Consider the following 25659-nt stretch of genomic DNA (forward strand, 5'->3'; position numbering starts at 1 on the left):
TTCCCGCCTTTCCATTTCATTGCTGAGCCACGATGAATTCCTCCTCCTTCATTTCTCCCGACCTCACCGACCGTCCCCAGCCTCTATCAGGCAATGTGATGCCACGCTGCGGCGGCATTGCGACCATGATGCGGTTGCCCAATGCCGGCTCGGCCGAAGGGCTCGACGCCTGTTTCGTGGGTGTGCCGTTCGATCTCGGCACGTCGAACCGAACCGGCGCGCGCTTCGGGCCGCGGCAAATTCGCAGCGAATCGGTGCTGCTGCGCCCCTACAACATGGCCACGCGTGCTGCGCCGTTCGACTCGCTGCGTGTGGCGGATATCGGCGATGTGGCGATCAATCCGTACAACCTGCTCGATTCGATCGCGCGCATTGAAACCGCTTACGACGAGATCCTGCAGCACGGCGCCAAGCCGATTACGCTCGGCGGCGATCACACCATTGCCTTGCCGATTCTGCGTGCGATTCACCGCAAGTACGGCAAGGTTGGCCTCATCCACGTCGATGCGCACGCGGACGTCAACGACACCATGATGGGCGAGAAGATCGCCCACGGCACGCCGTTCCGCCGCGCGGTGGATGAGGGCTTGCTGGATTGCGAGCGCGTGGTGCAGATCGGTTTGCGCGGCACGGGCTACGAGGCCGAAGACTTCGACTGGTGCCGTGACCAGGGCTTCGATGTGGTGCAGGCCGAGGCGTGCTGGAACCAGTCGCTTGCGCCACTGATGCAACGCGTGCGCGAACGGATGGGCGATGGCCCGGTGTACATCACGTTCGATATCGACGGCATCGATCCGGCCTTTGCGCCCGGCACCGGCACACCCGAGATTGCCGGGCTGACGGTGCCGCAAGCGCTGGAGATTATTCGCGGCTCACGCGGACTGAATATCGTTGGCTGCGATCTGGTGGAGGTTGCACCACCCTACGATCCCTTCGGTACGACTGCTCTGCTGGGCGCGAACCTGGCGTTCGAACTGCTGTGTGTTCTGCCGGGCGTGGAATATCGGCCTGCCAGGGGGTGAGACGTGCTCAGGAGAAGTCCTGAGACGCGCCAAAGGTTTATGCAATGAGGTCTTCGAGCTGGCGATTGACCTGCGGTTCGAGCTCACGCGCTTCTTTCGCCTGGTTGACCTGCTTGGCCGATTTCGCCACATCGAGGACGTCGGGCTTGATGTCATAGCCGCCGCGCGTCTTCAACCATGCAAGGACATCCCACAGATGCCAGACCGATGGGTTGCCCTCATGGACCGGAATCGGGAAATCGGCAGCATGGCTGAGCATGAGCTTGCGCATGTTCTGGCGCGACACTCCCGCGACGTCGGCCACGTCCGTGAGGCCGACGAAGTCCGGCGCGGCTTCGACGAGGCGTGCTGACGGCATGGCGCGTTTCACGTCCGCGAGGGCGCTCATCAGGGCCGCAAGCGCCGTGGCGCCCTCGCGGGTGAAGACGAGCGCGATGCGCCCCGGTTGCCCGATGCCGATGGTGGCGTCGTCGCATCCTGCTTCAGCCAGGCGTTCCACGATCGCGTCGTGGTCGCAGTCTTCTGCTGCAAGCTGGTATTTCAGCGTGAAGTCGTATTCCATGTGTTACTCCTGCGTTTCGACATGTTGGCTTGCGCCTTGAGGCGCGCGCTTTTGCCGATGTGTCGTGCAATTGTCGACCACCCTTCTGAGCAGCCGAGCGTGATTTCCTGGATTCCTGGGCGTGCTCCAGACACTAGTGATGCAGAACTCTCCGCACCGGCATTCCGAGTCGTTGTACGGACAGTACATTTTTCCCCAGGCGTGCCCTTTGCCGCCGCTCTTGACGCGCCAGCCGAGTGCTTCGGCGTAGGCCAGTGCGTTTTCTACTTCCTTCTTTGAGTGCGTCCCTCGAGTCATCAATAGCCTCATCTTAAGTGGGTGAATCGTGGTTGTCAAGTGACAACCTGATGCGATGGAGGCACGCTCGAAATGCGTCAGAGATTCGGTTTTGGAAGTCGGAGAATGGGAGGGAATCTATCTCGCAAACGGGCGTGCCAGATAGCAACTACATCACGCTGGGAGCCGTTGCGCACCCTCACCGGAAGTCATAGGACGAATGGAATATCAGGGATGCAGGCGCGCGATGAGGCGAATACGGCGCGGAAGAATCGGCCAAACGGCCCGCGTTGCACGGGCCGCCCGGGCGTGTTTGTTCAGGCGTAGGCGGTCTTGCGCGCCGACACCATGACGAAATAGCAGAGGGCGCCGATTGCCAGCGCGGGAAGCGTCGCGCCGAGGTTCGGCAGCCATTGATTGATGGCCTGATAGGCGACGATCCCGATTGCCCATGAGACGAAGGCGCTCAGATGCCAGCCGCCCGAAAAGCCATAACGGCCTTGCAGGTCGGCGAGCGCGGCCGCTTCGATGCGGCGCTTGCGCAGGATGAAGTGATCCACCAGCACGACGCCGAACAGCGGTGCGAACACGGAGCCGATCAGGAGCAGGAAGTTTTGATACTTCGCCATCGGCACGAGCAGGGCGATCGCCGTGCACAGCGCACCGAATGCCGCCGACAGCATCGGCACCGTTGCCCGCGTCCAGAACGTGCCGGTCGAGACCGCTGCGGAATGGATATCGGCGAAGGCGTTGTCGACCTCGTCGATCAGGATCAGCAGCAGCGCGAAGCCGCCGCCCGCTTGCGCAAGCGCGCCGGTCAGGAGCGCATCGCCACCGCCGGCGGCGAGCCCGTAGATCGCGCCGAGCGCGTAGAACCAGATATTGGCGATGCCATAGCCGAGCAGCGTGCCGCGGAACGACTCGCCGGCGCGGCGGCCGAAGCGCGTGTAGTCGGCAATCAGCGGCAGCCACGACAACGGCATCGCGACCACCAGATCGATCGCGCCGCCGAACGACATGTCGCCGGTGCCGGGTTTGCGCATCAACGCGGCCAGATCGTGCCGCGCCAGCAGGTTCCACGACAGCCACGCTGCGCCTGCCAGCAGCAGCCAGATGCCCCAGCTCCGCAGGAAGCGGCGCACGAACGACAGCGGGCCGCTGATCGCGAGCAGCGTCGCCAGCAGGCCGAAGACGATCGTCCAGACGAGCGGAATCGACAGGCCGAACGCCTGCTTGGCGAGCGCGTCGGCGGAATCGCGCATCACGATCACTTCGAACGAGCCCCAGCCGACCAGTTGCACGGCATTGAGCACCGCCGGCACGGAGGCGCCGCGTACACCGAGCGTGGGGCGCAACGACGACATGGCCGCGAGCCCCGTATCCGTGCCGATCACGCCGGCCAGCGCGAGCAGCACGACGCCGATCACGCTGCCGATGCCGATGGCCGCCAGCGCATGCGGCAGCGACAGGCCCGGCACCAGCAGCGCGCCCGCCTGGGCGACCAGCAGGCCGATGCCGAGCGAGAACCACAGCGCGAAGGCGTCGCCGGTGCGAAACGCGCGGCGCGCGTCGGGCACCGGCGTGAGCGGCGCGTAGGTGGAACCGGCGTCGCCGGCGAGTGGATCTTGTGCCATCTGGTGTTGTCCCTGTTTTGTCGTCCGCACACGCGCCCGGCTCGTCCCGGCGCGCTCACTGTCATAATGCAGGACCGGGCCGCAGACTGCGCGCCGGCTCTTTCGCTGGCCGGGCGCGCATCGTGCCGGTTCGCGTCATGTTGCCGAGCCATGCCCGGAAAGCCGAGATTATCCACAAAACACCATGTTTGAAGAAACCCGTGCCAATGTCCCGCTCGCTGAGCGACTGCGCCCCCGCAATATCGACGAAGTGATCGGCCAGAAGCATCTGCTGGGTCCGAACAAGCCGTTGCGGGTCGCTTTCGAATCGGGCGAGGCCCATTCGATGATCCTCTGGGGCCCGCCCGGCGTCGGCAAGACGACGCTCGCGCGGCTGATGGCGGACGCCTTCCACGCCGAATTCATTGCGCTGTCGGCGGTGCTCTCGGGCGTGAAGGATATCCGCGAAGCCGTCGAGACCGCGCAAGTGCATCGCGCGCATGGCCATCAGACGCTGGTGTTTGTCGACGAAGTGCATCGCTTCAACAAGAGCCAGCAGGACGCGTTCCTTCCTCACGTCGAGTCGGGCCTGTTCGTGTTTGTGGGTGCGACGACGGAGAATCCATCGTTCGAGGTGAACAGCGCGTTGCTCTCGCGAGCCGCGGTGTACGTGCTGAAGAGTCTCGACGACGACGAACAGCGCGAATTGCTCGAACGCGCGCAGCAGGAACTCGGCGGCCTCACTTTCACCGACGAAGCCCGCGACGCGCTGATCGGCTCCGCCGACGGCGACGGCCGCAAGCTGCTCAATAACCTCGAAATCGTTGCGCGGGCCGCGGCGCAGCAGAAGACCACGGAGATCGACGGCGCGCTGCTGGGCAGTGCGCTCGCCGAAAACCTGCGCCGCTTCGACAAGGGCGGCGACGCGTTCTACGACCAGATCAGCGCGCTGCACAAGTCCGTGCGCGGCAGCAATCCGGACGGCGCCCTGTACTGGTTCTGCCGGATGCTCGACGGCGGCGCCGACGCGCGCTATCTCGCGCGCCGCATCGTGCGCATGGCGTGGGAGGACATTGGCCTCGCCGATCCGCGCGCCGCCCGCATTGCCCTCGACGCAGCCGAAACCTACGAACGGCTCGGCACACCCGAAGGCGAGCTCGCGCTGGCTCAGGCGATCATTTATCTGGCCGTCGCACCGAAATCGAACGCCGGCTACATGGCGTACAACGAGGCGCGGCGCTTCGTCAGCAAGGATCAGTCGCGCGGGGTGCCGGTGCATCTGCGCAATGCGCCGACCAAACTGATGAAGGAGCTCGGCTACGGCCACGAGTATCGCTACGCGCACGATGAACCGGACGCGTACGCGGCCGGCGAGACCTATTTGCCCGACGGCATGCGCGAGCCGCACTGGTACGAACCGACGCCGCGCGGCCTTGAAGGCAAGATCGGCGAGAAGCTGGCGCGTCTGTCCGAACTCGATGCGCAATGGCGCAGCGAGAACAAGCCGAAAAAGAACTAAGCCCCCGATGCACCGGCGGCCCGCGCCGGTGCGCTAAAATCCCAGCTTCATACAACGAATACCCGCCCCATCCCATGCTCGACATCCAGTTGCTGCGCAAAGACCTCGACGGCGTCGCGAAACGCCTCGCCGACCGCGGCTATACCCTCGACGTGGCGGCTTTCACCGCCCTCGAAGCGGAACGCCGCGCCGTTCAAACCCGCACCGAAGAGCTGCAGGCCCGCCGCAACAGCCTGTCGAAGCAGATCGGCGCAATGAAGGGGCGTGGCGAAGATACCTCGGCGGTGATGGCCGAGGTGGGCGGTCTGGGCGACGAGATGAAGGCCTCGGCGGTGCAGTTCGAAGATATCCAGAACCGTGTGTCCGACCTGATGCTCGGCATGCCCAACCTGCCGCACGAAAGCGTGCCGGCCGGCAAGAGCGAAGCAGATAACGTCGAAGTGCGCCGCTGGGGCACGCCGCGCCAGTTCGACTTCGAAGTGAAGGATCACGTGGATGTCGGCACGCCGCTCGGCCTCGATTTCGAGACCGGCGCGAAGCTCTCCGGCGCGCGCTTCACGATGCTGCGCGGACAGATTGCGCGGCTGCATCGCGCGCTGGCGCAGTTCATGATCGACACGCATACGCAGCAGCACGGCTACACGGAAATCTATACGCCCTACATCGTCAATCCGGAGATTCTGTACGGCACGAGCCAGTTGCCGAAGTTCGCCGACGACATGTTCCGCGTGGAGAAGGGCGGCGCTGAGAACACGGTGACGCAGTATCTGATCTCCACGTCGGAAATTTCGCTGACCAACACGGTGCGCGAGAGCATCGTCGAAGGGGACGCGCTGCCGATCAAGCTGACCGCTCACTCGCCGTGCTTCCGTTCGGAAGCGGGTTCGTATGGACGCGACACGCGCGGGATGATTCGCCAGCATCAGTTCGACAAGGTCGAGATGGTGCAGATCGTCGCGCCGGAAACGTCGTATGACGTGCTCGAGCAGATGGTCGGCCATGCCGAGGCGATTCTGCAGAAGCTCGGGTTGCCGTATCGCGTGATCACGCTGTGCACCGGCGACATGGGCTTTTCCGCGACGAAGACGTACGACCTCGAGGTCTGGTTGCCCGCGCAGAACACCTATCGCGAAATCTCGAGCTGCTCGAATACCGAGACGTTCCAGGCGCGCCGGATGCAGGCCCGTTATCGCAATGCGCAGGGCAAGCCTGAACTCGTGCATACGCTGAATGGTTCGGGGCTGGCCGTGGGCCGTACGCTCGTCGCCGTGCTGGAGAATTTCCAGAATGCGGATGGCTCGGTGACGGTGCCCGAAGCGCTGCGTCCCTACATGGGTGGCGTGGCTCGCCTCGAAGCGGCGTCCTGAACGGCGCCTCGCCCCGGTCCAGGGCATGCGAGTTTTCCGGGCCTCGAAATTTGTTCGAACGAGGGCTTGTAAAATTCAAAAAACGTTCTATAATCTTCGCTTCTCCGGTAGCCGACCAATGCCGGAGAGGCAGTGACAAGGCAGTATCCCGGAGAGGTGGCAGAGTGGTCGAATGTACCTGACTCGAAATCAGGCGTACGGTTTCCCCGTACCGTGGGTTCGAATCCCACCCTCTCCGCCAAGATTCTGAAAAACCCCGCAGAAGAAGTTCTGCGGGGTTTTTTGTTTTTCGACTGAGGATCCGGCTATCAAAAGGGAGCGTTCGGGCCGCGGCGACAAAATTCGAATTTGCCCGGGCCTAACTTCCGAAGTTTCCCTAAGCATGACTAATTACGTCGTCAAATTCGCGCATCAGGCACCTTTTCGTCCCCCTCGGCCGCTATCTGCTCATCGCTCCACCACCGGAGTAAAATTAGGGCTTCAGTAACCCACCACAAAAAACTCTGGTGCTGCGATGAAAACCCCTCCTACAGATCAGCGGCCGCGCAAGCAACCGTCAAAGCGCACGCTGACCATCCTGACGTGGCTGGTCGCTATCGCAACGCTTGGCGCGGGCGTCGGCTGGCTGGTCTACAGCTACTACGTCGATCTCGAAGTGCCGTATTTCGCCATTCCGCTGGTCCTGTGCGTGCCGGTGATCGTGGCCGTCGCATTCCGGAACATGTGGGACTAGCGCCCAGTTAGCGCCCACCGCCCAGACCCAACGCCTCCACCGCCTGCGGCGACCCGAACATCGCCGCGGCGTCGTGCCCAACCCCGGGCACCTCGATCAGCTTCCATCCGAACACCCAACCGTTGCGTTTCGCGAGCTCCTCGGCCGCGTGAAACGCTCTTGTCCCACGGACATAGCGGTTATCCCCTTGAGCCTCCGCCTGCGGTCCTTGCGCGAGCCAGCGCTTGCGGGTGTCCTCCTGTCCGAGCAGCACGGTCAGCGGCTCCGCCAGATAAGCGCGTAGCGCTTTCTGTTCGACCTCATCGGTTCCAGGTCCGCCGAATCCGAACGGTACCGCCGTCGCCGTATCGGGTAACACCCATGTGGACGGGTTAGCAATCACGACACGCACAGCGGGCACAGGCGCATACGCCGCCACGCGGTCCACAAACTGCGCGCCGGCCGAATGTCCGAGCAGGACGTACGGCATGCCGGCTTGCCCTGCGGCATCCTGCGCCCAGCTCACCAGCGCCGGTATCAGATCCACAGTCCGTCGCGCCAGCGAAGAACCCGCAGCCGACGCCGCAGACGTGACGCCACCGTACTGATACTCGTCGCGCGGAAACCGTTTGCGATCGAACTGCGGCGCCACCACGATCGCGCAGACGCGGTCGGCGAGCGGCCGGGCGTGATCGCGGTAGGGGCCGCCGTCGCGTCCGACGCCATGAAACACCAGTAGCAACAGCCGCGGCTCGCAGCCGCTCGGCCGGTAGGTAAACACCGGCAACTCGACTCCGTCCACGGAGGCTATCTGTTGCGCATCGCCGGGGGCGATCGGCGCGGCGAACGCGTGTCCAACCCCACTTACGACAAGCACCGCGGCAGCCAGCAACCTGAGCGCCGTCCACCCGCCCGCTGCTACCCATCGGGACTGCTTCCTTTCACACAGCTTGCGCACGTTCTCCGCCTCGTTGTTTCGTCTCCCAGCGGGCAATTATGCCCAGCCGCCTGGCCTGCTTGCATCTTCCAGACTTCGTGTCGCCCCGGCGCCAGCCTGGCCACCATCCCACCTCAATCGTCACACCGCCTGCATCCGATCCCGCACCTGCTGCGTATTTCGATCATGGGCGCACACACCCAGTCGTTTCCTACTCCCATAAGCGCCCGTTTCATGCCGGAGACCTAGCCATGAGTCAGTCCGCTTCGAACTCCCAGCCACGCGGTCAACGGATCGCTGTCGTCGGCGCCGGCATCTCGGGACTGGCGAGCGCCTACCTGCTGTCGAAGCACAATCAGGTGACGCTCTTCGAGGCCGGTTCTTACCCAGGCGGCCACACCAACACGGTCGACGTGACGCTCGAAGGTCACACGCATCCGGTCGATACCGGCTTCCTCGTCTTCAACGATCGCACCTATCCGAACCTGATCGCGCTGTTCGCCGAACTGGGCGTGCAATCTCACCCGAGCGAGATGACGTTCTCAGTCTCGCTCGACGAAGGCCGCCTCGAATGGGCGGGCACGAATCTCAACACGGTCTTCGCCCAACGCAGCAACATGTTCTCGCCGAGCTTCATTGGCATGCTGCGCGACATCCTGCGTTTTAACGGCAGCGCCGAGCGCAATCTGGACGCGGCGGTGCAAAGCGGCGCGTCGATGGGCGAGCTGCTGACGGCAGGCGGCTACGGCGGCGCGTTCCAGCAGCACTACCTGCTGCCGATGGCCGCCGCGATCTGGTCGAGCGCCACCGCCGACGTTCTGAGCTTTCCCGCCACCACGTTTCTGCGCTTCTGCCAGAACCACGCGCTGCTGCAGGTCAATCGCCGTCCGCAATGGAAGACGGTGGTGGGGGGCGGGCGCGAGTACGTGCGGCAGATCGTTCGCAAGCTCGACGACGTGCGCATCGAGACGCCGGTACGCGGCGTGCGGCGCGACGCGGATGGCGTCGACGTCTTGACCGATCGCGGTCCGCAGCGCTTCGACGCGCTGGTGCTGGCCACCCACGCGCCCGACACGCTGGCTCTGCTCGACGACGCGGACGATGCCGAGCGCAGCGTGCTGCGCGCCGTGCGCTACCAGCCGAACGTCGCGGTGCTGCATACGGACACGACTCTGTTGCCGCGCCGCCGCCGGGTCTGGTCGGCCTGGAATTACCTGGGTGGCCGTCATCGCGACGGCGCGCGCCCGGTCTGCGTCAGCTATCTGGTCAACCAGTTGCAGCCGCTGCCGTTCGACACGCCGGTGGTCGTCACGCTGAATCCGGTTGCCGAGCCGTCGCCGGGCACCGAGTTGCGCCGCTTCGTCTACGACCATCCGCTGTTCGATCTGGCCGCCATCGATGCCCAGCGCCGCCTGCCGCCGCTGCAGGGGCGCCGTCATACGTGGTTTGCGGGGGCCTGGACCGGCTACGGTTTCCATGAGGACGGCCTGAAATCGGCGCTGCGCGTCGCCGCCGATTTCGACGCGCTGCCGGCGTGGGCCAGGCTATGAACCGCGCGCCGACGGAGCCGCGCGATAGCGCCGCATGGCTGATGATCGGCCAGGTGATGCACGAGCGGCTGCGGCCACGGCATCACCGCTTCGCCTATCCGGTGTTCTACGTGCGCTGCAATCTCGCGCGCCTTGCTACGCTCGATAGCGGATGGTTCGGCATCAATCGCTGGAGACCGCTCAGTCTGTTCGCGCGCGACCACGGTCCATGCGACGGCAGCGATCTCGACACATGGATGCGCACGCAACTAACCGCGGCAGGTTTGCCCGCTGACGGCGAGATCTGGTTGCAGGCCTTTCCTCGTGTGTTCGGCTACGCCTTCAATCCGGCCAGCTTCTGGTTTTGCCACGATCGCGACGGCGCGTTGCGCGCGCTGCTGGCCGAGGTGCGCAACACGTTCGGCGCACGCCACAGCTATCTGTTGAGCGCTCCCAACGGCGCGCCGATCGACGCGTCTACCGAACTGACCTGCCGCAAGGTACTGCAGGTGTCGCCGTTCTGCCAGGTCGAAGGCGGCTATCGCTTCCGCGTGCGCGAGACGCACAGCATGTCATCCGTGGCGATTGACTATCACGATGCCGACGGTCTGCTGATCCGCACTGTGCTCGGCGGCCGCTTGCGTCCGTTGACGCGCGCGGCGGCGCTCGGTGCGTTGGCGCGCCAACCGTTGCTGACGCTCGGCGTGGTCGTCCGCATTCACTGGCAAGCGCTGCGGCTGTTCCTGAAGAAAGTCCCTTTCTACGGCAAACATCCTGCGCCGGGCCGCCTTGCCGAGGCCCTCATCCGTCATCGTGGAGCGGGTTGTCCGCCTGGTTCCACACGTCATCCTTCGCCGACTGAGGAGATTCAGCCATGACGCTTTCCAGGACCCTGAGCGGACCTCGATCCGCCCCTGCGTCGGGCCGGTTGTTTTTGTCGTTGCTCGAGCGGATTCGCGTCGGGCACCTGGTACTCATCACGCCCGATGGCCAGCCACGCGTGTTCGGCGATCCGCACGCGTCGCCGGGCGCGCGGCTGGAGTTGCACGACTGGCGCGCGTGCGGTGCGATCCTGCGTAAGGGCGATATCGGTTTTGCCGACGCCTGGCGCGCCTTCTGGGTCGACACGCCGGATCTCGCCGCGCTCCTGCGCGTGGCGATCCGCAACGAACGCGCCCTGCAACGCACCGTCTATGGCGGCTGGCTCGCGCAAGTCTGGTACGGCTTGCGTCACCGCCTGCGCCGCAATACGCGCTCCGGCAGCCGTCGCAACATCCACGCGCACTACGACATCGGCAACGCGTTCTACGCGCGCTGGCTGGACCCAGGTTTCACCTACTCGAGCGCCGTGTTCGATGGGCGCTTTGAGGCCTCACTCGAAGAGGCGCAGCACGCGAAATACCAGCGCATCATCGATACGCTCGGCCTGCGCGCCGGCATGCGCATCCTCGAGATCGGCTGCGGTTGGGGCGGCTTCGCGCTGCATGCGGCGCGTCAGGGCATTCACGTGCATGGCGTGACCATTTCGCTGTCGCAGCTCGAATTCGCCCAGCAGCGCGTGCAGGAGCAACGCCTCGGCGATCGCATCAAGCTCGAACTGCGCGACTACCGCACGCTGACCGGCCAGTATGACGGCATCGTCTCGATCGAGATGTTCGAAGCTGTCGGCGAGCGTTTCTGGCCGACGTACTTTCGCATCCTGCGCGAGCGGCTCGCGCCCGGCGCGCGGGCGCTGGTGCAGACCATCACGATCGACGATTCGCACTTCGCCGCCTATCGCGCCACCAGCGACTTCATCCGCGAATATATTTTCCCGGGTGGCATGCTGCCGAGTCCGGAACGCTTCATCGCGGTAGCGAAGCGCGCGAAACTCGCGGGCGAGGTGACGCTGGCGTTCGGCCGCGACTATGCGGAGACGCTGCGCCGCTGGCGCCATGCCTTCGAGACGCAGCTCGAAGCGATCCGCGCACAGGGCTTCGACGAAACCTTCGTGCGCACCTGGCGTCTGTACCTCGCGTATTGCGAGGCGGGCTTCGACGAAGGCCGTACCGACGTGATGCAGTTCGTCCTCGCGCGGGCTGACTGAGTGCGATGACGATGCGCGCCTTTGGCGACGTCGAGCGCAGCGATCAACTGAGCGCGGTGTTTCTGCCGGGCAAGGGTGTGCGTTTTTATTCGGGCGAGCGTGAGACCGGCGAGTTCGACGATCCGGCGCGGGGTTAGAAGGAAAGCCCGGCGGTCTGCAGCAACAGCACGACATTCAACGCCAGCACGGCAAAGGTGCCGGCCACCGCGCCGGCGTTCGTCAGGCGGCGGTTCCTGTACGTCCCCATCAGATCGCGGCGCGAGGTGAACCATACCAGCGCGATCATCGGCACCGGCAAGGCGATGCTCAGCACGACCTGGCTTAACACCAGCGCCCGGGTTGCATCGACGCCCCAGGCCACTACCGCGAAGGCCGGCGCCATGGTGACGAGGCGGCGCACGCCGACCGGAATGCGAAAGCCGACGAAGCCCTGCATGATCATCTGGCCGGCCATGGTGCCCACCACCGAGCTCGAGATGCCGGAAGCAATCAGCGCAGCCAGAAACAGACACGCCGCGGCGCTGCCGAGCAGGGGCGTGAGGGTATGCCACGCGGTCTCGATGCTGGCGATATCCGCGTGGCCGTGATGAAACGCGCTGGACGCCATGATCACCATTGCCATGTTGATCAGGCCGGCGACACCGAGCGCCACGACAACCTCAATGTTGGAAAACTTCAGCAGCTTGGTGCGTTCGCGTTCGTTGCGCGGCGTGACACGATTTTGCGTCAGGCCCGAGTGCAAGAACAGCACATGCGGCATCACGGTTGCACCGATGATGCCCACGGAAATGGTCAGCGCATTGCTGTCGGGAATGCTCGGCTTGACGGTATGCAGAAACACCGCAGGCCAGTGTACCGGTGCGATCAGCAACTCCGCGAGATACGACAGGCCGATCACGCCCACGAGCGCGGCGATCACCAGTTCGAGCGGACGGAAGCCCTTTCTCTCGAACTGCAGCAGCCCGTAGGTGACGGCGCCGGTGACCAGCATGCTCGCCATCATGGGCAGATGCAGCAGCAACGAGACGCCGATCGCCCCGCCGACGAATTCGGCCAGATCCGTCGCCATCGCAGCGATCTCGCTCATGCCACACATGGCGTACACGTAGCGGTGCGGCAGCGATTCGCGGCACAGTTCGGCGAGATTGCGCCCGGTGACCAATCCGAGCTTCGCCGACAACGACTGGAACAGCATGGCGACGAGATTCGCGACCGCCACCACCCACAGCAATGTATAGCCGTAACCAGCGCCTGCCTGGATGTTGGTCGCGAAGTTGCCGGGGTCCATATAAGCGATCGAAGCGACCACCGCCGGCCCGGCAAACGACAGCATCACACGCGGTCCGCTGCGGCGGCCGGCGAGCGCTTCGCGCGCATGGAAACAGGTCTGCTCGGTCAATGTCAGCGGCGTGACCGCCTGACTCAGGGCTTCGTTCATGGCATCTCCGGCGTGTCGTCAACCGAGGTCAGGCGTTGGTGTGGAGGAGGGCCGGCCAGCGGGACCGCGAGCGCCGTCGCGATCATCCGTCGCCGGGATTCCCGATACCGCGTTCAGGCCGGCATCACGCGCTCATGTTGAGCACGCCGTTCACGCCGTTCGGGAAGAAGCCGCCCTTCACCGCTGCCGTACTGGTCAGGTACACGATGTTGAGCACGTCCGAATAGCTGCGTCCGAAGGCGAGGCCGTTGCTGTCGAGCGGCACGATGTTCGACGTACCCGCTGTGGCGCCGCTGATGCCCTGGTCGTCGTTGCCGACCTGATCGAGGCTGTCGCGTGCCGCGGAGATCGCATTGGCCGCGGTGATCAGGCTCGCCGTGTCGAGCCCTTTCGCATACAGCGTCGTGCGCACGATGCCGGCGTGATACGCCTCGGCCGCGAGAATGCCGGCGGCAGCGGTGAGGAAGGTCTTGCTCGCGAGCAGCGGTGCGGCGCCCTTGTAGGCGGTGACGCCGACGTCCTCGAAGATGAACGCGCCGAGCAGAAAGTTGTTGTCGCTCGCATACGGGTCGAAGGCCACGCCCGCTGCGACCAGGCCCGCGGCGCGCGCCGCTACCGAGAAGGCGCCGTTCGGATTGGTGCCGCTCACGTCGATGGACGGCATGGCGACCGCCGCCGACCCGAGCGCGCTGCGCAGGAAGGCCACGTGCTCGCGTTCGTCGTTCGCGATCTCATTGGCGTAGGCCTGCACCGCCGGGTCCTGGAACGGCACCTGAGCGCCGGCCATCACGGTGCCCTGCGTGCCGACGCCGCTCAGCATGCTGGCCGGTAGGCCGCTGCCCGTCGTCGCATAGGTATAGAACTGGGCTTCGAGGTACTCGAGGTTGAGGGCGAAGTTGAGAATCTCTTCGTCAGTGGGCGCGGCCGTCTGGGCCATCGACGAGCCGCCGGAGCCGCCGCCGCACGCGCTGATCAGCGTGCCGCCCACGAGTCCCAGGCTGAGGCCGCCGGCGTTGCGAAAAAATTGCCGACGTTGCTTGCGCCGTTCGACGCGGCGGTCAAATGTATCGATTAGTTCTGCTGAATTACGTTGAGACTTTTCTGACTGTTCGGACATGACCGTGCTCCTCAGATAGATCACAGGAAAGCCACGCCATTCGCGACGCAAACGCGTACACAACAGGACAACTGACGCGATGCACTGGCGCAAATCGCGGACACGAAGACGCATCGCTCCTCAATGAAGAATCTGGTCGCAACGCAGAAGAGGCGAGTCCTCAACGCACTTTACGATCCGAATCCGCGCATGGATGCAGCGCGCACAAAAGATATTTGCGTGCACCTGCAGCAATTCAGGCGCGAACGGGCGAATTCACCGCGTGCCGAGGCGTCGCGTCACGCTGTTTCGCGAGCGCTTGCGATGCCGTCGTCACACGCGCTCGAAGAGGGCGTTGGCCGGCCTGGTGTGGGTCCTGCCGCCATCCTCTGTACAATTCCCTGATCGACGACCGGTTTGGAGGCTTGCGCGAGCGCTCTGCGCCGCCTTGTATTTCAGCCAGTTTGCCTTTCCGCACACGAGCGCAAGTCGCGGCCTGCCCGCCACGCGCTCACGAACCGCCCTTGATTTCATGGCCATTACCTACAAGACTCCCGAGGACATCGCCGCGCTGCGCATTGCCGGACGGCTCGCCGCCGACGTGCTCGCGATGATCGGCGAACACGTGCAGGCCGGCGTCTCGACGGACGACCTCGACGCGCTGTGCAACGACTACATCGTCAATACGCAGAAAGCGATTCCGGCAAACGTCGGCTACCTGGGCTTTCCGAAGACGGTGTGTACCTCGGTCAACCAGGTGGTCTGCCATGGCATCCCGAGCCGGGCCGAAATCCTCAAGGACGGCGACATCGTCAATATCGACGTGGCCGTGATCAAGAACGGCTACTTCGGCGATACGAGCCGCATGTATTGCGTCGGCCAGCCGAGCACGGTGGCGCGGCAACTGATCGACACGACCTACGAGGCGATGCTGGCCGGCATCCGCGAAGTGAAGCCTGGCGCGACGCTCGGCGACGTCGGCCATGCCATCCAGAAGGTCGCGCAGCGCGACGGTTTCTCGATCGTGCGCGACTACTGCGGGCACGGCATCGGCAAGGTCTACCACGAAGATCCGCAGGTGCTGCACTACGGCCAGCCGGGGCAGGGCGTGCGTCTGAGGCCGGGCATGGTGTTCACCATCGAGCCGATGATCAACGCCGGCCGCGCCGGTACGAGCGTCCTGCGCGACGGCTGGACGGTGGTCACCAAGGACCGTTCCCTGTCGGCCCAGTGGGAGCATATGGTCACCGTCACGGAAGACGGTTTCGAGCTGCTGACGCCCTGGCCGGACGGTACGGGCCGTTACGAGGCGCCCTGAGCGGCCAATGAGGGGCCGGCCATAAGCGGCCGCCGTCAAGGCCGTCTGCGCACAAATCGCCAAAATAAGGATTTGACTCGCGCGCCGGTTCGGTTAAAGCTACGCCTTAGTGTTACAAGGGGTTTTCGTCTGCATGAGTCCGTCATTGACCGTTCGCCGCATCGCCGCTGATCAGGGCGCAGTTTTACGCGAACTCCGTACTGCGTCGCTGCGGGAGGCGCCCTATGCCTTCGGTGAGACGCTCGAGGACGCCCTCTCGGTCGACGCCGCAACCTTCGATGTCACCGCGGCGGACCACGCGGTCTCGAAGGCGGCTACGTCGTTCATCCTGTACACCGAGGGGCACCCCGCCGGCTTGATCGAAGCCCATTTCGAAGACAGCGCGGCGCGCCGCGCCTTTGTCGGCGAGCTGTGGGTGGCGCCGGCGGTGCGTCATCTGCGTGGCGGCGAGTTGCTCGTCAATACCGCCAGCGAGTGGTTGGCCGGTGCGGGCGCCGAGGAAATCTACGCGTGGGTGGCCGACGCCAATCGCAACGCCATGCGTTTCTACGAGCGCCTCGGTTTTGGCCCGACCGGCGAGCATGCCCGCACGGCGCGCTGGCCCGACCAGTCGGAAAGCCTGCTGGTGCGCCACGTGCAGCGCGCCTCGCAAGCCTCCTCCCAGTGATCCGGCGAGCGGTCCCGCCGGGCGCCGCTCCCTGTCTTCCCGCGCTGCTGCAGCGTCTGCCGCCTCTCGTTGGGGCGCGGCGTTCATTCCCATCGCCGAAAATACTGGCTCCTCGCGTGGACGCCTGTAAAATACGCAAAATTTTTTGCCGAACGCTATGTCGCCCAAGAAATCGCCATATTTCGAACTCCGCAGTGGCAGTGTCGACACGCTCCTGTTCGTGGTCAAGACCATCGATCTCGACGCCATGCGTGCCGAACTGACCCGGCGCTTCGAGGCGACCCCCGAATTTTTCGCTAACGACGTCGTCGCCATCGACGTGCGGCGCCTCGCCGACGACGAGCGCGTGCCGCTCGCCGAGATCGCGGCGCTGCTCGACAGCGTGCGCATGCGCCCGGTGGGCGTGGTGGCGAATCCGCAGCAAGGCTGGGCCGCCGAGTCCGCCTTGCCGTTGCTCGAAGCGCGCGACCGGCGCGGCGCAAGCGCCAAAGCGGCGGCGGAAGAGGACGCTCCGGCCGCGGAGAGTAGCGGAAGCGCCGAAGGCGCCGCGCCGGTGCAGGGCGAATTGCCGATGGACGCGCCGGCATCCGCCGTCGAGGTGGTGGCAGCGGGGCCGGCTTCGGGCGGCCAGGCGGGAGCCGCAGGCGACGCCGCGAAGCTCGTCACCTCGTCGCAGACCACGGTGGTGGACAAGCCGCTGCGCTCCGGCCAGCGCATCTACGCCAAGGGCGACCTGGTGGTGCTCGGCCTTGTGAGCTACGGTGCCGAAGTGATCGCCGAAGGCAACATCCATATTTACGCGCCGTTGCGCGGCCGGGCATTGGCCGGCGTGCAAGGCAACCACGACGCGCGCATTTTCTGCACGTGTCTGGAGCCGGAACTGATCTCGATCGCCGGTATCTACCGTACGACCGAGACACCGCTGCCGCCTGACGTACTCGGCAAGCCGGTGCAGATCTGGCTCGATGAAGAAAAGCTGATGATTGAACCGCTGCGGCTCACCTGACTATCCGTTGCGCGCGCCGTGCCCGGCGCGTGCCCGATACGGGCTGCCGCGGGACTTATTTGAACGAATTTGACGAACACAGGGTAAGGGTAATGGCAAAAATCATTGTGGTGACATCGGGCAAGGGTGGCGTGGGCAAGACGACCACGAGCGCGAGTTTTGCATCGGCCCTCGCGTTGCGCGGCAGCAAGACGGCCGTGATCGACTTCGACGTCGGCCTGCGTAACCTCGACCTCATCATGGGCTGCGAGCGTCGTGTGGTGTACGACCTGATCAACGTGATCCAGGGCGAAGCCAACCTGAACCAGGCGCTGATCAAGGACAAGAAGTGCGAGAACCTGTTCATCCTGCCGGCCTCGCAGACGCGTGACAAAGACGCGCTGACGATGGAAGGCGTCGAAAAGGTCATCAACGACCTGATCGCGATGGACTTCGAATTTATCGTTTGCGATTCGCCGGCCGGTATCGAATCGGGCGCGTTGCTGGCCATGCACTTCGCCGACGAAGCGCTGATCGTGACGAATCCGGAAGTGTCGTCGGTGCGCGACTCGGACCGCATTCTGGGCATTCTGTCGTCGAAGACCAAGCGTGCGATCGAAGGCAAGGAGCCGATCAAGGAGCACCTGCTGATCACGCGCTACAACCCGAAGCGCGTCAGCGAAGGCGAGATGCTGTCGCTGACCGACATCCAGGAAATCCTGCGTATCGACCTGATCGGCGTGATTCCGGAATCGGAAGCCGTGCTGCATGCGTCGAACCAGGGCTTGCCGGCCGTGCACCTGGACGGCACGGATGTCGCCGAAGCCTACAAGGATGTCGTGTCGCGTTTCCTCGGCGAGCAGAAATCGCTTCGCTTTACCGATTACCAGAAGCCAGGCCTCCTGCAGCGCCTCTTCGGCACCAAGTAAGGGGAGCGCACGTAATGTCGATTCTTTCGTTTTTGCTGGGCGAGAAGAAGAAGTCCGCGTCAATAGCGAAGGAACGCCTGCAGTTGATCATCGCGCATGAGCGCGCCGGCGGCCATGCGCCCGCCGATTATCTGCCTGCGTTGCAACGCGAACTCGTCGCTGTGATTTCCAAGTACGTGAAGATTTCCGATGAGGATATTCGCGTCAGTCTCGAGCGCCAGGACGACCTTGAAGTACTCGAGGTCAAGATCGAAATTCCGCAGGCCTGAGTCCCGCAAGGGCGGTCTGCATGAGTTGTGTCGCGCACCCGTTGCCTGATGGCGATGGGTGCGCGAATTGTGATGTCCTTCCCTCCGCTTTGCTCCTCCCCATCTAACGACCCGCGCCGTCGCGCGCGCGAAATATTCCGTTGCACTTGCGTGCCGCGCGTTACGTGTGCCACGTCAGCCAAAACGGCGTCTCGCGCATTAAATGGGTAACGCCTTCACCGGCGCCTTTACTCAAGAGGAGAATATGAATAAAACCTTTCGCTTGCTGCTCGCTCAGGCTGTGTTGATCGCCGCGGGCGCCTCGGTCGTCGGTTCGGCATCCGCTGAAGAAGTCGTCGTGATTGCGCCGTCGGCACCGCCGCCGGTGCGCTACGAAGCCATGCCGGCACCGCGCGTGGGCTATGTGTGGGATCACGGTCACTGGCGCTGGGACCATGGCCGCTACGTCTGGGTGCCGGGTCACTGGCAGCCCGAGCGCGTCGGCTATCACTGGGTGCCCGGCCACTGGGTCGCACACGGTCCGAATTACCACTGGGTCGAAGGGCACTGGGCCTAAGCCTCATCGGCGGCGCGTTGCGTCGGCAGCGCGCCAGCGCTATCTGAGCGCTGCGTGAGGGCACACCGTCGAGTGTGTCCAAACGCCGCGCAGCGGGCCCGCTACGGCCCGCCCACCATCCAGACACTGAGTACACAGTCACGCCGCGCGCCATCGGTGTGCCGGCTGTCTGCGCGCTCGCGGAGAGTAGAAATGAAACGGAATCTATTGGCGATCGTTTTGCTGGCGATCACGCTGGCCGGCTGCGTCGTGGTGCCGGGACGGCCGGTGTACGTCCGACCGGCGCCTGTCGTGATCTATTGAGCGGACGGTTGACGATGCGAGCGTCGCGCGCACGGAGCGCGTGAACGACGCGGCGCGCGGCTTCGCCAATCAGCGGGGCGGCGCGTTGGCTTCATCCGCTGCGTTGGCCTCGTCTGCTTGCGGTTCATCGTCGATCAGCGCTTCGGGCACTTCCGGGACCGGCGCGGGCGCCGGTTGCGGCAAGGGCGCCATATAGCGCTGCGATAGCGCCTCGTACAGCGGCGGCGCAAAGAGACGCGAGACCCGGCTGGCGATCAGCGCGGTCGCCATCAGCGAGATCACGAGCGCGTGGCCGTTGATCATTTCCATCACGATCACGAACGACGTAATCGGCGCCTGCGTCACCGCGGCCAGATAACCCACCATGGCGAGCGCGATCAGCATCTGCAATTGCATGCTGCCGAACACCATGTGCAGCAGATTGCCGAAGCCCGCGCCGATCGACAGCGACGGCGCGAAAATGCCGCCCGGAATGCCCGGCAGGTACGAGCCGACCATCGAGATCATCTTCAGGAACGGATAGAACACCGACAGCTGCTCGCGCCCGTCGAGCAGGCCGCGTGCTTCGGCGTAGCCGCTGCCGAAAGTGACGCCGCCGGAAATCAGGCCGACCAGCGCAATCGCCAGCCCGCACAGGGCGGCAAACGCAACCGGCCGCTCGCTATGCAGCTTGCGCAGCGGCGCCGGGATCCAGCGCGCGGTGTTGAGCAGCAGCCAGCAAAAGAAGCCGCCGGCAATGCCGGTGACGATGGCCGTGAGGACAATGGCCACCGCCAGCAGATCAGGGAAGTGCGTGCCGATCTCGATGGTGCCGAAATACGTGTAGTTGCCGTTCAGCCCAAGCGCGATCACCCCCGCGATGATGATCGCGGTAATCAGCACGCCGCTCGCACGGGCCTCGAAACTGCGGGTGAGCTCCTCGATGGCGAACACGATCCCCGCCAGCGGCGTGTTGAACGCCGCCGACAGACCCGCCGAGGCACCGGCCAGCACGAGCTGCCGCTCGATCTGCGCGTTCGAGCGCGGGTAGAAGCGCCGCAGGTTGAACATCAGTGCGGCGCCCACCTGTACGGTCGGTCCTTCGCGGCCAATCGTAAAGCCGCCGAGGATGGCGAGGAAGGACACAAGAATCTTGCCGAACAGGATCCGGAACGACAGCAGGCGCGCACCGTATTCGCCGGGTTTGGCGTGCAGCGTGGCGATCACTTGCGGAATGCCGCTGCCTTCCGCGCCGCGAAAGAAGGTCCGTGTGAGCCATACCGAGAGCGCGGCGACAGCCGGCGTCACGAACAGCGGCAGCCAGATATGGCGGTGCTGCATGGCGCGGAATTCGCTGTAGCCGAAGTCGATCAGCCGGGCGTAAAGCACCGCGACAAGGCCGACGGCGATCGCGCCGAGCCAGAACACACCGTATTGGCGCCACAGGCGGCGCGTGCGTCGGGCGACGCTGGAGGACAGAGGTGGGAATGCCCGCATGAGAGGGATGGCTCAGGCAAAGACCCGATTATAGCGATCGATCGCGGCGGCCGACCGTGCGAAAGCAGATTGAAATAAATGTGACAGGTAGCCCGACTGAGCGATAATCCGCCGTCCGCCCTGGCGGGCCGCGCTGCAGCAAATCCGCCGCCGCGTGTATAAGATCAAAGCACGGTCAGCTAAAATAGCGCTGCGACCGATACTGTGACGGGCTAATTAATGAAGCGAATTCTTATCGTCAAGGTGACTTCACTAGGCGATATTGTGCAGGCCCTGCCGGTCATTGCCGACATCAAGCGGGCATTTCCGGGGGTGCAGGTCGACTGGGCCGCAGACGAGGCGTTTGCCGAAGTGGTTCACTGGAGCCAGGCCGTGGACCGCGTATTGTGCGCGCCGCTGCGCCGCTTCAAAAAGGCGCGCCGCTGGGCCGACTTCAAGGCGATTGCGGCCTCCATCGGCGAATTGCGGGCCTACCGCTACGACGCCATCATCGATATCCAGGGCGTCTACAAGAGCGCGATCATCGCCTTTCTGGCCCGCTCGTCGCGCCGCTTCGGCTATCGCAACAAGGATCTCGGCGAGCGTGGCGCCGCGTTTGCCTACACGAGCCGCGTCGGCCCGCGTCCGCCCGGCAACGCGTGGCAAGGCATGCGTATCAGCGTCGGCGAGGCGCTGGGCTTTGAGCCGGAAGGACAGGCCGTCTACGATCTGAAGCTGCCCGCGTTACCCACCGCGACCTTCGAGGCGGGTGATGCACCCGTAGCGGCGCTGTTTCACGCCACCTCCAAAGAAGACAAGAAATGGCCGGTCGCGCATTGGGCCGCCGTTGCCAACGAACTGGTGCGGCGCGGCTTTCGCATCGTGCTGCCGTGGGGCTCGCCCCGCGAGCGCGAGGAAGCGGAGGCTATCGCGGCGCAGGTACCGGGCGCCACCGTTTTGCCGCAGATGAGCGTGACCGAGATCGCCCACATGATCGACGCGTGCTCGCTCGTCATCGGGACGGACACCGGTTTTGTCCACGTCGCGCATGCGCTGCAAAAGCGCACGGTGATGATCTTTGTCGCGACCTCGCGTTCTCACTTCGGCATTGAAGCGCCGCATCGCTCGGTCTCCATTGGCGACGGTCATTCCGTGCCGCCGGTGAGCGAAGCCTTGCAGGCCATCGACTACGTCCACAGCGACCCGCTCGCCGCCCCTGCGTCGACGCATTCGGCCTCGCACCTCTGAGCAAAAGAAAAAAGGCGTGGCGCACAGTCCGCCCAGGCTAATGGGCGCCGCCGCGGCACGCCTCTAAAAACGCCCGCGTCGGGGAACGACGGGCGGAGAGGATCCTGCAATGAACACAACAGAACTGCATCGATAGAGACTGCGTGCGGCACGGCGAGTTCAATCGCCGTCGTCATGCCGCGTCCAGTGAGTGCTTGCGCGGGCCGGCGGGTAGTAGCGCGGTATCGCCGCATTACACGGCTGTTAAAAGTGTCGCTTTTGGTTGGCGGCCCGCGCGCGGCTTACACACGGCATCGGCTTATGGCGCTGCCGCTGCGACGACTTTACCGCCTGCCCAGCCCTGCGCGAGCCGCGAAACCTGTAACGCCGTGCTTATCATCGCTTACAAAATGCAACGTCCTCGCCGGGCCGCTTCGTGTCCAATCAACATCATTCGAGGTGCACTCGAATAACACTGAAACGACTGGAGAAGAACGTGAAACGCTTGACGCTAACTTTGATTGCAGGCGCGCTGCTGGCTGCCGCGCTGGGTGGTTGTGTGATCGCACCGGCGCCGGGTTACTACGGCGGGGGCTATTACCATCATGGGTACTACTACTGATCAACACGGGGAGTCGTAGCATGCGCTAGCCTTGCGCAGCGCGGGAGGCAAGGGCTTCAGATGGGGCAGAAGGCAATCCGTCGCACAGTCCGCGCGAGCCGGATGTGCGACGCTTGCCTGCGCAGCTCACACAAGCAACGGGCTTGCCTTCGAGCCAGTCCGAAGACGGCAGGAGGCTTAGCTCAGCATCAATTCGAACGCCACCACCGCGACGATGGCCGCCGCGTTGGCGGCGAGCGCTTCCAGCATGATGGCTTTCCAGCTGGAAGGGCGGAAACGGATGGCCAGTAGCAGCGAGCACAGCAGTGCCAGCGCAATGATCATCACGACGTCTGAGTTCTGGAGATATAGCCTCACTGTGACCTCCTGGCTCATTGGGGTAGGTGACTTGAGTATAAGCAAGCCAAAAAGCCGTGCAAGAGGGGAAACGCACCAGGGGGCGCAGGTCGGCGAGGTGAGGAGGGCAGGCGAGACTGCCCACGCATCTGCGCCGCGGGCAGCCCATACCGGGTTTGCGTTTACATCAAGCGGGTGTCGCGCGTTTCGCGCATGCACAGCACACCGAACAGACTGACGGCCGCGGCGATCGACACGTAGGCGCCGACCCACGTCAGGCCGCCATGCGCGGCCAGCACCTGGGCAATGTACGGCGCTACCGACGCGCCGAGAATCCCACCCAGGTTGTACGACACGCCTGCACCGGTATAGCGCACGTGAGTGGGAAACAGCTCCGGCAGCAGCGCGCCCATCGGTGCGAAGGTCACGCCCATCAGGAACAGTTCGATCACGAGGAACAGCAGCACGAGCGGCATGGAACCGCTGCCGAGCAGCGGCGCCATGGTGAAGCCCGACAGGATCGCCGCGAGGATGCCGACGATCAGCACCGGCTTGCGGCCATAGCGGTCGCTGGCCCAGGCGGCGAGCGGCGTGGCGAGCGCCATGAACAGCACCGCGACGCACAGCAGGCCGAGGAAGCTCTGACGCGGAATGTGCAGTACCGACACGCCATACGAGAGCGAGAAGGTGGTCGCGTTGTAGAACAGCGTGTAGCAGACCACCATGGCGAGTGCGCCGAGCAGCGTGGGCCGCCAGTATTGCGAGCAGAGCGTCGCGATCGGCACGCGCACCCGCTCTTCGCGTTCGATGGCGGCACGGAAGGCCGGCGTCTCGGCGATCTTCAGCCGCACGTACAGTCCGAGCGCGACCAGCACCGCGCTGACGATGAACGGCACGCGCCAGCCCCAGCTACGGAACTGCTCGTCGGACAGCGAAAGCGCGAGGCCGAAGAACAGGCCGTTGGAGGCCAGAAAGCCGATCGACGGTCCGAGTTGCGGGAACATGCCGAACCAGCCGCGCTTGCCGGCTGGGGCGTTTTCGGTGGCGAGCAGCGCCGCGCCGCCCCATTCGCCGCCCAGGCCGATCCCCTGGCCGAAGCGCAGGATGCACAGCAGGATCGGCGCGAGGCTGCCGATCGCGTTATAGCCCGGCACGAAACCGATCAGCGTGGTCGAGACGCCCATTACCAGCAGCGAGGCGACGAGGGTCGATTTGCGGCCGATGCGGTCGCCGAAGTGGCCGAACAGGAACGAGCCGATCGGGCGCGCGACGAACGCAATGCCGAAGGTGACGAATGCGGAGAGCGCCTGTGCGGTGGCGGAGCCATGCGGGAAGAATACCGGTCCGATGACGAGCGCGGCGGCCGTCGCATAGACATAGAAATCGTAGAACTCGATCGCAGTGCCGATGAAGCTTGCGAAGATGATCCGCGAACTGCTGTTTTGGCCGGCTGCCTCGGGCTGGCTCGCGGAAATCGGCGAAGTGGACATTCAAGGTCTCCAGTTTCGTGATGCAGCGTGACGCGCCCGGTGGGCGGCGTACTCGTGCAGCATCGTATTGTGTTTGCTTTCTGCTTTCGTGTGCGCCGCAGCGCTCGACGGCCGGACAGCGCGGTGCAAGGCGCGCGGGTGGCGCGGCGACGCGAGGGGCGGGCTGTGCGGCGCCGGCGGGTGAGCGGGCGGCGACAGCCGTGCCGGAGGGTTCCGGCTTGGGATCGGAAAATTATAGCGTGCGCGTGCGGGACCTGCTTTCAGTCGATGGTCTGCGCTTGCGGCGAGGCGAACTCGCGCAGCTGGAACTTGCCGTTGTCGTTGAACAGCCAATCCTCGAACAGCTCGACCTGGCCGTGCGTGTTGAGCAGCCTGGCGGGCGGTTGCGGTAGCGGCGACGCGCGCCGCAGGGTCGCGAGCGCGGTGCTTTCGGCTTCGTCGTCGCCATTGGTGCGATACACGGCGGATTGCAAGACCTGGCCGTCGCGGTCGACCGTGAAGGAGACCACCACCAGCGAACGCAGCATCGGCTGCAGCGTGCCTTGCAGCACGTACGACGGATTGCGGTCGAGGATGCGTCGTGCAACGGCGATGCGGTATTGATCGAGCGTTGCGCTGTTCACCGCGGCCGGTGGTGTGATGAGCAGCGGCCGGTCCGGTGGCGTAAAGGTGCAGGCGGCCGTCGCCAGCGCGACAGCAAGCATGAGCGTCGTGCCGCGTACGCGCGACCTCCACGAGCCGTGGGCCGATGTCATGCGACGGAGGTGGCGTGTGCGGGTGAGCATCGCAGGAGAAGCTCGAGAGCAGGACGTGTCTTCATGGTAGTCAAAACCCGCCAGGTTTCAATCAGCATTGGCCCTGTGCTAGCGCGCGAACTGGCTTACTATCGCCTGCTGCAGTCCAGTACTGCAAACCACGGCGTACCCGACGGCCTGCGTCACCGGAAAGCCACTCATAAGCACACAGGAACCTCAACGATGATTACCTGCTACCTTCGCTACATCATTGATCCCTACAAGCTCAAGGAGTTCGAGCATTACGGCAAGCTGTGGATTCCGCTCGTCGAAAAATTCGGCGGCCGGCATCACGGCTATTTCCTGCCGTCGGAAGGCATCAGCAACGTGGCGCTGGCGATGTTTACCTTTCCTTCGCTGGCGCTCTACGAGGAATACCGCAACAAGTCCTTCGACGATCCAGCCTGTCAGGCCGCGTTCGCTTACGCCGAGCAAACGCGCTGCATCGTCAGTTACGAACGGAGTTTTTTCCGCCCGGTGTTCGAGTAGGCCGCCTCTTGCCGGGATGCCGGCGAGACGGCCGCCGCGCAGCCTCATTCCCGTAACGCAAA

General features: G+C 64.5%; 26 protein-coding genes and 1 tRNA gene. 17 read left to right on the forward strand and 10 right to left on the reverse strand.

Annotated features, from left to right (window positions below; all coding sequences use genetic code 11):
- Positions 1-32: 32 nt before the first annotated feature.
- A complete protein-coding gene (gene speB, locus P3T42_RS33630; RefSeq protein WP_429308433.1) occupies positions 33-1022 on the forward strand; it encodes an agmatinase in 990 nt (329 codons plus the stop codon).
- A gap of 37 nt (positions 1023-1059) precedes the next feature.
- Here the strand turns inward: speB and P3T42_RS33635 are convergent, their stop codons facing one another.
- The 3 genes from P3T42_RS33635 to cytX form a co-directional block, all read right to left on the reverse strand.
- Complete coding sequence (locus P3T42_RS33635; protein ID WP_074300480.1) at positions 1060-1584, reverse strand: helix-turn-helix transcriptional regulator; 525 nt, start codon at positions 1582-1584, stop codon at positions 1060-1062.
- Between the two features lie 3 nt (positions 1585-1587).
- Positions 1588-1881, reverse strand: coding sequence for a hypothetical protein (locus P3T42_RS33640; protein WP_074300479.1), 294 nt, complete (start codon positions 1879-1881; stop codon positions 1588-1590).
- A 296-nt stretch (positions 1882-2177) separates the two neighbouring features.
- Positions 2178-3494, reverse strand: coding sequence for a putative hydroxymethylpyrimidine transporter CytX (gene cytX / locus P3T42_RS33645; protein ID WP_074300478.1), 1317 nt, complete (start codon positions 3492-3494; stop codon positions 2178-2180).
- Between the two features lie 184 nt (positions 3495-3678).
- On the opposite strand from cytX, the gene P3T42_RS33650 reads away from it, so the two are divergent.
- The 4 genes from P3T42_RS33650 to P3T42_RS33665 all read left to right on the forward strand — a co-directional run bounded on the left by P3T42_RS33650 (position 3679) and on the right by P3T42_RS33665 (position 7092).
- A complete protein-coding gene (locus P3T42_RS33650) occupies positions 3679-4992 on the forward strand; it encodes a replication-associated recombination protein A (RefSeq protein ID WP_074300477.1) in 1314 nt (437 codons plus the stop codon).
- 74 nt (positions 4993-5066) lie between these two features.
- On the forward strand, positions 5067-6359 hold the full coding sequence (serS, locus tag P3T42_RS33655; RefSeq protein ID WP_074300476.1) for a serine--tRNA ligase: 1293 nt from the start codon (positions 5067-5069) through the stop codon (positions 6357-6359).
- A gap of 150 nt (positions 6360-6509) precedes the next feature.
- Positions 6510-6600 (forward strand) — tRNA-Ser (locus P3T42_RS33660).
- 273 nt (positions 6601-6873) lie between these two features.
- Positions 6874-7092 carry a hypothetical protein gene (locus P3T42_RS33665; protein ID WP_074300475.1) on the forward strand — a complete coding sequence of 73 codons (219 nt, stop codon included), beginning with the start codon at positions 6874-6876 and terminating at the stop codon, positions 7090-7092.
- A gap of 7 nt (positions 7093-7099) precedes the next feature.
- On the opposite strand, the gene P3T42_RS33670 is transcribed toward P3T42_RS33665, so the two are convergent.
- Positions 7100-8029, reverse strand: coding sequence for an alpha/beta hydrolase (locus P3T42_RS33670; RefSeq protein WP_429308434.1), 930 nt, complete (start codon positions 8027-8029; stop codon positions 7100-7102).
- Between the two features lie 230 nt (positions 8030-8259).
- Between P3T42_RS33670 and P3T42_RS33675 the strand changes: the two genes are divergently transcribed.
- The 4 genes from P3T42_RS33675 to P3T42_RS33690 are packed head-to-tail and all read left to right on the forward strand — an operon-like array spanning position 8260 to position 11760.
- Entirely contained in the window at positions 8260-9558 is a 1299-nt protein-coding gene (locus P3T42_RS33675) for an NAD(P)/FAD-dependent oxidoreductase (protein WP_429308435.1), read from the forward strand.
- Positions 9555-10415 carry a DUF1365 domain-containing protein gene (locus P3T42_RS33680; RefSeq protein ID WP_429308436.1) on the forward strand — a complete coding sequence of 287 codons (861 nt, stop codon included), beginning with the start codon at positions 9555-9557 and terminating at the stop codon, positions 10413-10415. Before P3T42_RS33675 ends, P3T42_RS33680 begins: the two co-directional genes overlap by 4 nt.
- The gene (locus P3T42_RS33685) at positions 10412-11623 is read left to right on the forward strand and encodes an SAM-dependent methyltransferase (RefSeq protein ID WP_074300473.1); all 1212 of its coding nucleotides are present in this window, start codon (positions 10412-10414) and stop codon (positions 11621-11623) included. Before P3T42_RS33680 ends, P3T42_RS33685 begins: the two co-directional genes overlap by 4 nt.
- 5 nt (positions 11624-11628) lie before the next feature.
- Positions 11629-11760 (forward strand): hypothetical protein, encoded by a 132-nt coding sequence (locus tag P3T42_RS33690; RefSeq protein ID WP_290439580.1) that lies wholly within the window; start codon positions 11629-11631, stop codon positions 11758-11760.
- Here the strand turns inward: P3T42_RS33690 and P3T42_RS33695 are convergent.
- Both P3T42_RS33695 and P3T42_RS33700 read right to left on the reverse strand, forming a co-directional pair.
- Complete coding sequence (locus P3T42_RS33695) at positions 11757-13061, reverse strand: Nramp family divalent metal transporter (RefSeq protein ID WP_074300472.1); 1305 nt, start codon at positions 13059-13061, stop codon at positions 11757-11759. The two genes, P3T42_RS33690 and P3T42_RS33695, sit on opposite strands and share 4 nt — an antisense overlap.
- 124 nt (positions 13062-13185) lie before the next feature.
- A complete protein-coding gene (locus tag P3T42_RS33700; protein ID WP_074301733.1) occupies positions 13186-14178 on the reverse strand; it encodes a ferritin-like domain-containing protein in 993 nt (330 codons plus the stop codon).
- 511 nt (positions 14179-14689) lie between these two features.
- On the opposite strand from P3T42_RS33700, the gene map reads away from it, so the two are divergent.
- The 6 genes from map to P3T42_RS33730 all read left to right on the forward strand — a co-directional run bounded on the left by map (position 14690) and on the right by P3T42_RS33730 (position 18881).
- Positions 14690-15475, forward strand: a complete 786-nt coding sequence (gene map, locus P3T42_RS33705; protein WP_074300471.1) for a type I methionyl aminopeptidase — start codon at positions 14690-14692, stop codon at positions 15473-15475.
- A gap of 133 nt (positions 15476-15608) precedes the next feature.
- Positions 15609-16142 carry a GNAT family N-acetyltransferase gene (locus P3T42_RS33710; RefSeq protein ID WP_074300470.1) on the forward strand — a complete coding sequence of 178 codons (534 nt, stop codon included), beginning with the start codon at positions 15609-15611 and terminating at the stop codon, positions 16140-16142.
- Between the two features lie 157 nt (positions 16143-16299).
- Positions 16300-17148 carry a septum site-determining protein MinC gene (gene minC, locus P3T42_RS33715; RefSeq protein WP_074300469.1) on the forward strand — a complete coding sequence of 283 codons (849 nt, stop codon included), beginning with the start codon at positions 16300-16302 and terminating at the stop codon, positions 17146-17148.
- A gap of 92 nt (positions 17149-17240) precedes the next feature.
- Positions 17241-18056, forward strand: coding sequence for a septum site-determining protein MinD (gene minD, locus P3T42_RS33720; RefSeq protein WP_006048490.1), 816 nt, complete (start codon positions 17241-17243; stop codon positions 18054-18056).
- Positions 18057-18070: 14 nt separating this feature from the next.
- Complete coding sequence (minE, locus tag P3T42_RS33725; protein ID WP_074263652.1) at positions 18071-18325, forward strand: cell division topological specificity factor MinE; 255 nt, start codon at positions 18071-18073, stop codon at positions 18323-18325.
- A gap of 244 nt (positions 18326-18569) precedes the next feature.
- Positions 18570-18881: a YXWGXW repeat-containing protein gene (locus P3T42_RS33730; RefSeq protein ID WP_074301732.1), complete on the forward strand. Its 312-nt coding sequence runs from the start codon at positions 18570-18572 to the stop codon at positions 18879-18881.
- Between the two features lie 372 nt (positions 18882-19253).
- Here the strand turns inward: P3T42_RS33730 and P3T42_RS33735 are convergent, their stop codons facing one another.
- A complete protein-coding gene (locus P3T42_RS33735) occupies positions 19254-20660 on the reverse strand; it encodes a chloride channel protein (RefSeq protein ID WP_074300468.1) in 1407 nt (468 codons plus the stop codon).
- A 219-nt stretch (positions 20661-20879) separates the two neighbouring features.
- On the opposite strand from P3T42_RS33735, the gene waaC reads away from it, so the two are divergent.
- Complete coding sequence (waaC, locus tag P3T42_RS33740; RefSeq protein WP_074300467.1) at positions 20880-21887, forward strand: lipopolysaccharide heptosyltransferase I; 1008 nt, start codon at positions 20880-20882, stop codon at positions 21885-21887.
- 778 nt (positions 21888-22665) lie between these two features.
- Here the strand turns inward: waaC and P3T42_RS33745 are convergent.
- From P3T42_RS33745 to P3T42_RS33755, 3 genes are all read right to left on the reverse strand, one after another.
- Positions 22666-22863: a hypothetical protein gene (locus P3T42_RS33745; RefSeq protein WP_429308437.1), complete on the reverse strand. Its 198-nt coding sequence runs from the start codon at positions 22861-22863 to the stop codon at positions 22666-22668.
- Between the two features lie 143 nt (positions 22864-23006).
- Positions 23007-24314: an MFS transporter gene (locus P3T42_RS33750; protein WP_074300465.1), complete on the reverse strand. Its 1308-nt coding sequence runs from the start codon at positions 24312-24314 to the stop codon at positions 23007-23009.
- Positions 24315-24574: 260 nt separating this feature from the next.
- Entirely contained in the window at positions 24575-25099 is a 525-nt protein-coding gene (locus tag P3T42_RS33755; protein WP_429308438.1) for an energy transducer TonB family protein, read from the reverse strand.
- Positions 25100-25291: 192 nt separating this feature from the next.
- On the opposite strand from P3T42_RS33755, the gene P3T42_RS33760 reads away from it, so the two are divergent.
- Positions 25292-25597, forward strand: a complete 306-nt coding sequence (locus P3T42_RS33760; RefSeq protein WP_074300464.1) for an NIPSNAP family protein — start codon at positions 25292-25294, stop codon at positions 25595-25597.
- Positions 25598-25659: the final 62 nt, after the last annotated feature.

It is taken from the genome of Paraburkholderia sp. GAS38 (assembly GCF_050434965.1).
Classification (GTDB): Bacteria; Pseudomonadota; Gammaproteobacteria; order Burkholderiales; family Burkholderiaceae; genus Paraburkholderia; species Paraburkholderia phenazinium_A.

What these genes read in the sequence shown, in the direction of transcription:
- speB (WP_429308433.1), top strand. Translation starts at nt 33, where the DNA reads ATGAATTCCTCCTCCTTCATTTCTCCCGACCTCACCGACCGTCCCCAG.
- P3T42_RS33635 (WP_074300480.1), bottom strand. Translation starts at nt 1,584, where the DNA reads ATGGAATACGACTTCACGCTGAAATACCAGCTTGCAGCAGAAGACTGC.
- P3T42_RS33640 (WP_074300479.1), bottom strand. Translation starts at nt 1,881, where the DNA reads ATGACTCGAGGGACGCACTCAAAGAAGGAAGTAGAAAACGCACTGGCC.
- cytX (WP_074300478.1), bottom strand. Translation starts at nt 3,494, where the DNA reads ATGGCACAAGATCCACTCGCCGGCGACGCCGGTTCCACCTACGCGCCG.
- P3T42_RS33650 (WP_074300477.1), top strand. Translation starts at nt 3,679, where the DNA reads ATGTTTGAAGAAACCCGTGCCAATGTCCCGCTCGCTGAGCGACTGCGC.
- serS (WP_074300476.1), top strand. Translation starts at nt 5,067, where the DNA reads ATGCTCGACATCCAGTTGCTGCGCAAAGACCTCGACGGCGTCGCGAAA.
- P3T42_RS33665 (WP_074300475.1), top strand. Translation starts at nt 6,874, where the DNA reads ATGAAAACCCCTCCTACAGATCAGCGGCCGCGCAAGCAACCGTCAAAG.
- P3T42_RS33675 (WP_429308435.1), top strand. Translation starts at nt 8,260, where the DNA reads ATGAGTCAGTCCGCTTCGAACTCCCAGCCACGCGGTCAACGGATCGCT.
- P3T42_RS33680 (WP_429308436.1), top strand. Translation starts at nt 9,555, where the DNA reads ATGAACCGCGCGCCGACGGAGCCGCGCGATAGCGCCGCATGGCTGATG.
- P3T42_RS33685 (WP_074300473.1), top strand. Translation starts at nt 10,412, where the DNA reads ATGACGCTTTCCAGGACCCTGAGCGGACCTCGATCCGCCCCTGCGTCG.
- P3T42_RS33690 (WP_290439580.1), top strand. Translation starts at nt 11,629, where the DNA reads ATGACGATGCGCGCCTTTGGCGACGTCGAGCGCAGCGATCAACTGAGC.
- P3T42_RS33695 (WP_074300472.1), bottom strand. Translation starts at nt 13,061, where the DNA reads ATGAACGAAGCCCTGAGTCAGGCGGTCACGCCGCTGACATTGACCGAG.
- P3T42_RS33700 (WP_074301733.1), bottom strand. Translation starts at nt 14,178, where the DNA reads ATGTCCGAACAGTCAGAAAAGTCTCAACGTAATTCAGCAGAACTAATC.
- map (WP_074300471.1), top strand. Translation starts at nt 14,690, where the DNA reads ATGGCCATTACCTACAAGACTCCCGAGGACATCGCCGCGCTGCGCATT.
- P3T42_RS33710 (WP_074300470.1), top strand. Translation starts at nt 15,609, where the DNA reads ATGAGTCCGTCATTGACCGTTCGCCGCATCGCCGCTGATCAGGGCGCA.
- minC (WP_074300469.1), top strand. Translation starts at nt 16,300, where the DNA reads ATGTCGCCCAAGAAATCGCCATATTTCGAACTCCGCAGTGGCAGTGTC.
- minD (WP_006048490.1), top strand. Translation starts at nt 17,241, where the DNA reads ATGGCAAAAATCATTGTGGTGACATCGGGCAAGGGTGGCGTGGGCAAG.
- minE (WP_074263652.1), top strand. Translation starts at nt 18,071, where the DNA reads ATGTCGATTCTTTCGTTTTTGCTGGGCGAGAAGAAGAAGTCCGCGTCA.
- P3T42_RS33730 (WP_074301732.1), top strand. Translation starts at nt 18,570, where the DNA reads ATGAATAAAACCTTTCGCTTGCTGCTCGCTCAGGCTGTGTTGATCGCC.
- P3T42_RS33735 (WP_074300468.1), bottom strand. Translation starts at nt 20,660, where the DNA reads ATGCGGGCATTCCCACCTCTGTCCTCCAGCGTCGCCCGACGCACGCGC.
- waaC (WP_074300467.1), top strand. Translation starts at nt 20,880, where the DNA reads ATGAAGCGAATTCTTATCGTCAAGGTGACTTCACTAGGCGATATTGTG.
- P3T42_RS33745 (WP_429308437.1), bottom strand. Translation starts at nt 22,863, where the DNA reads ATGAGCCAGGAGGTCACAGTGAGGCTATATCTCCAGAACTCAGACGTC.
- P3T42_RS33750 (WP_074300465.1), bottom strand. Translation starts at nt 24,314, where the DNA reads ATGTCCACTTCGCCGATTTCCGCGAGCCAGCCCGAGGCAGCCGGCCAA.
- P3T42_RS33755 (WP_429308438.1), bottom strand. Translation starts at nt 25,099, where the DNA reads ATGCTCACCCGCACACGCCACCTCCGTCGCATGACATCGGCCCACGGC.
- P3T42_RS33760 (WP_074300464.1), top strand. Translation starts at nt 25,292, where the DNA reads ATGATTACCTGCTACCTTCGCTACATCATTGATCCCTACAAGCTCAAG.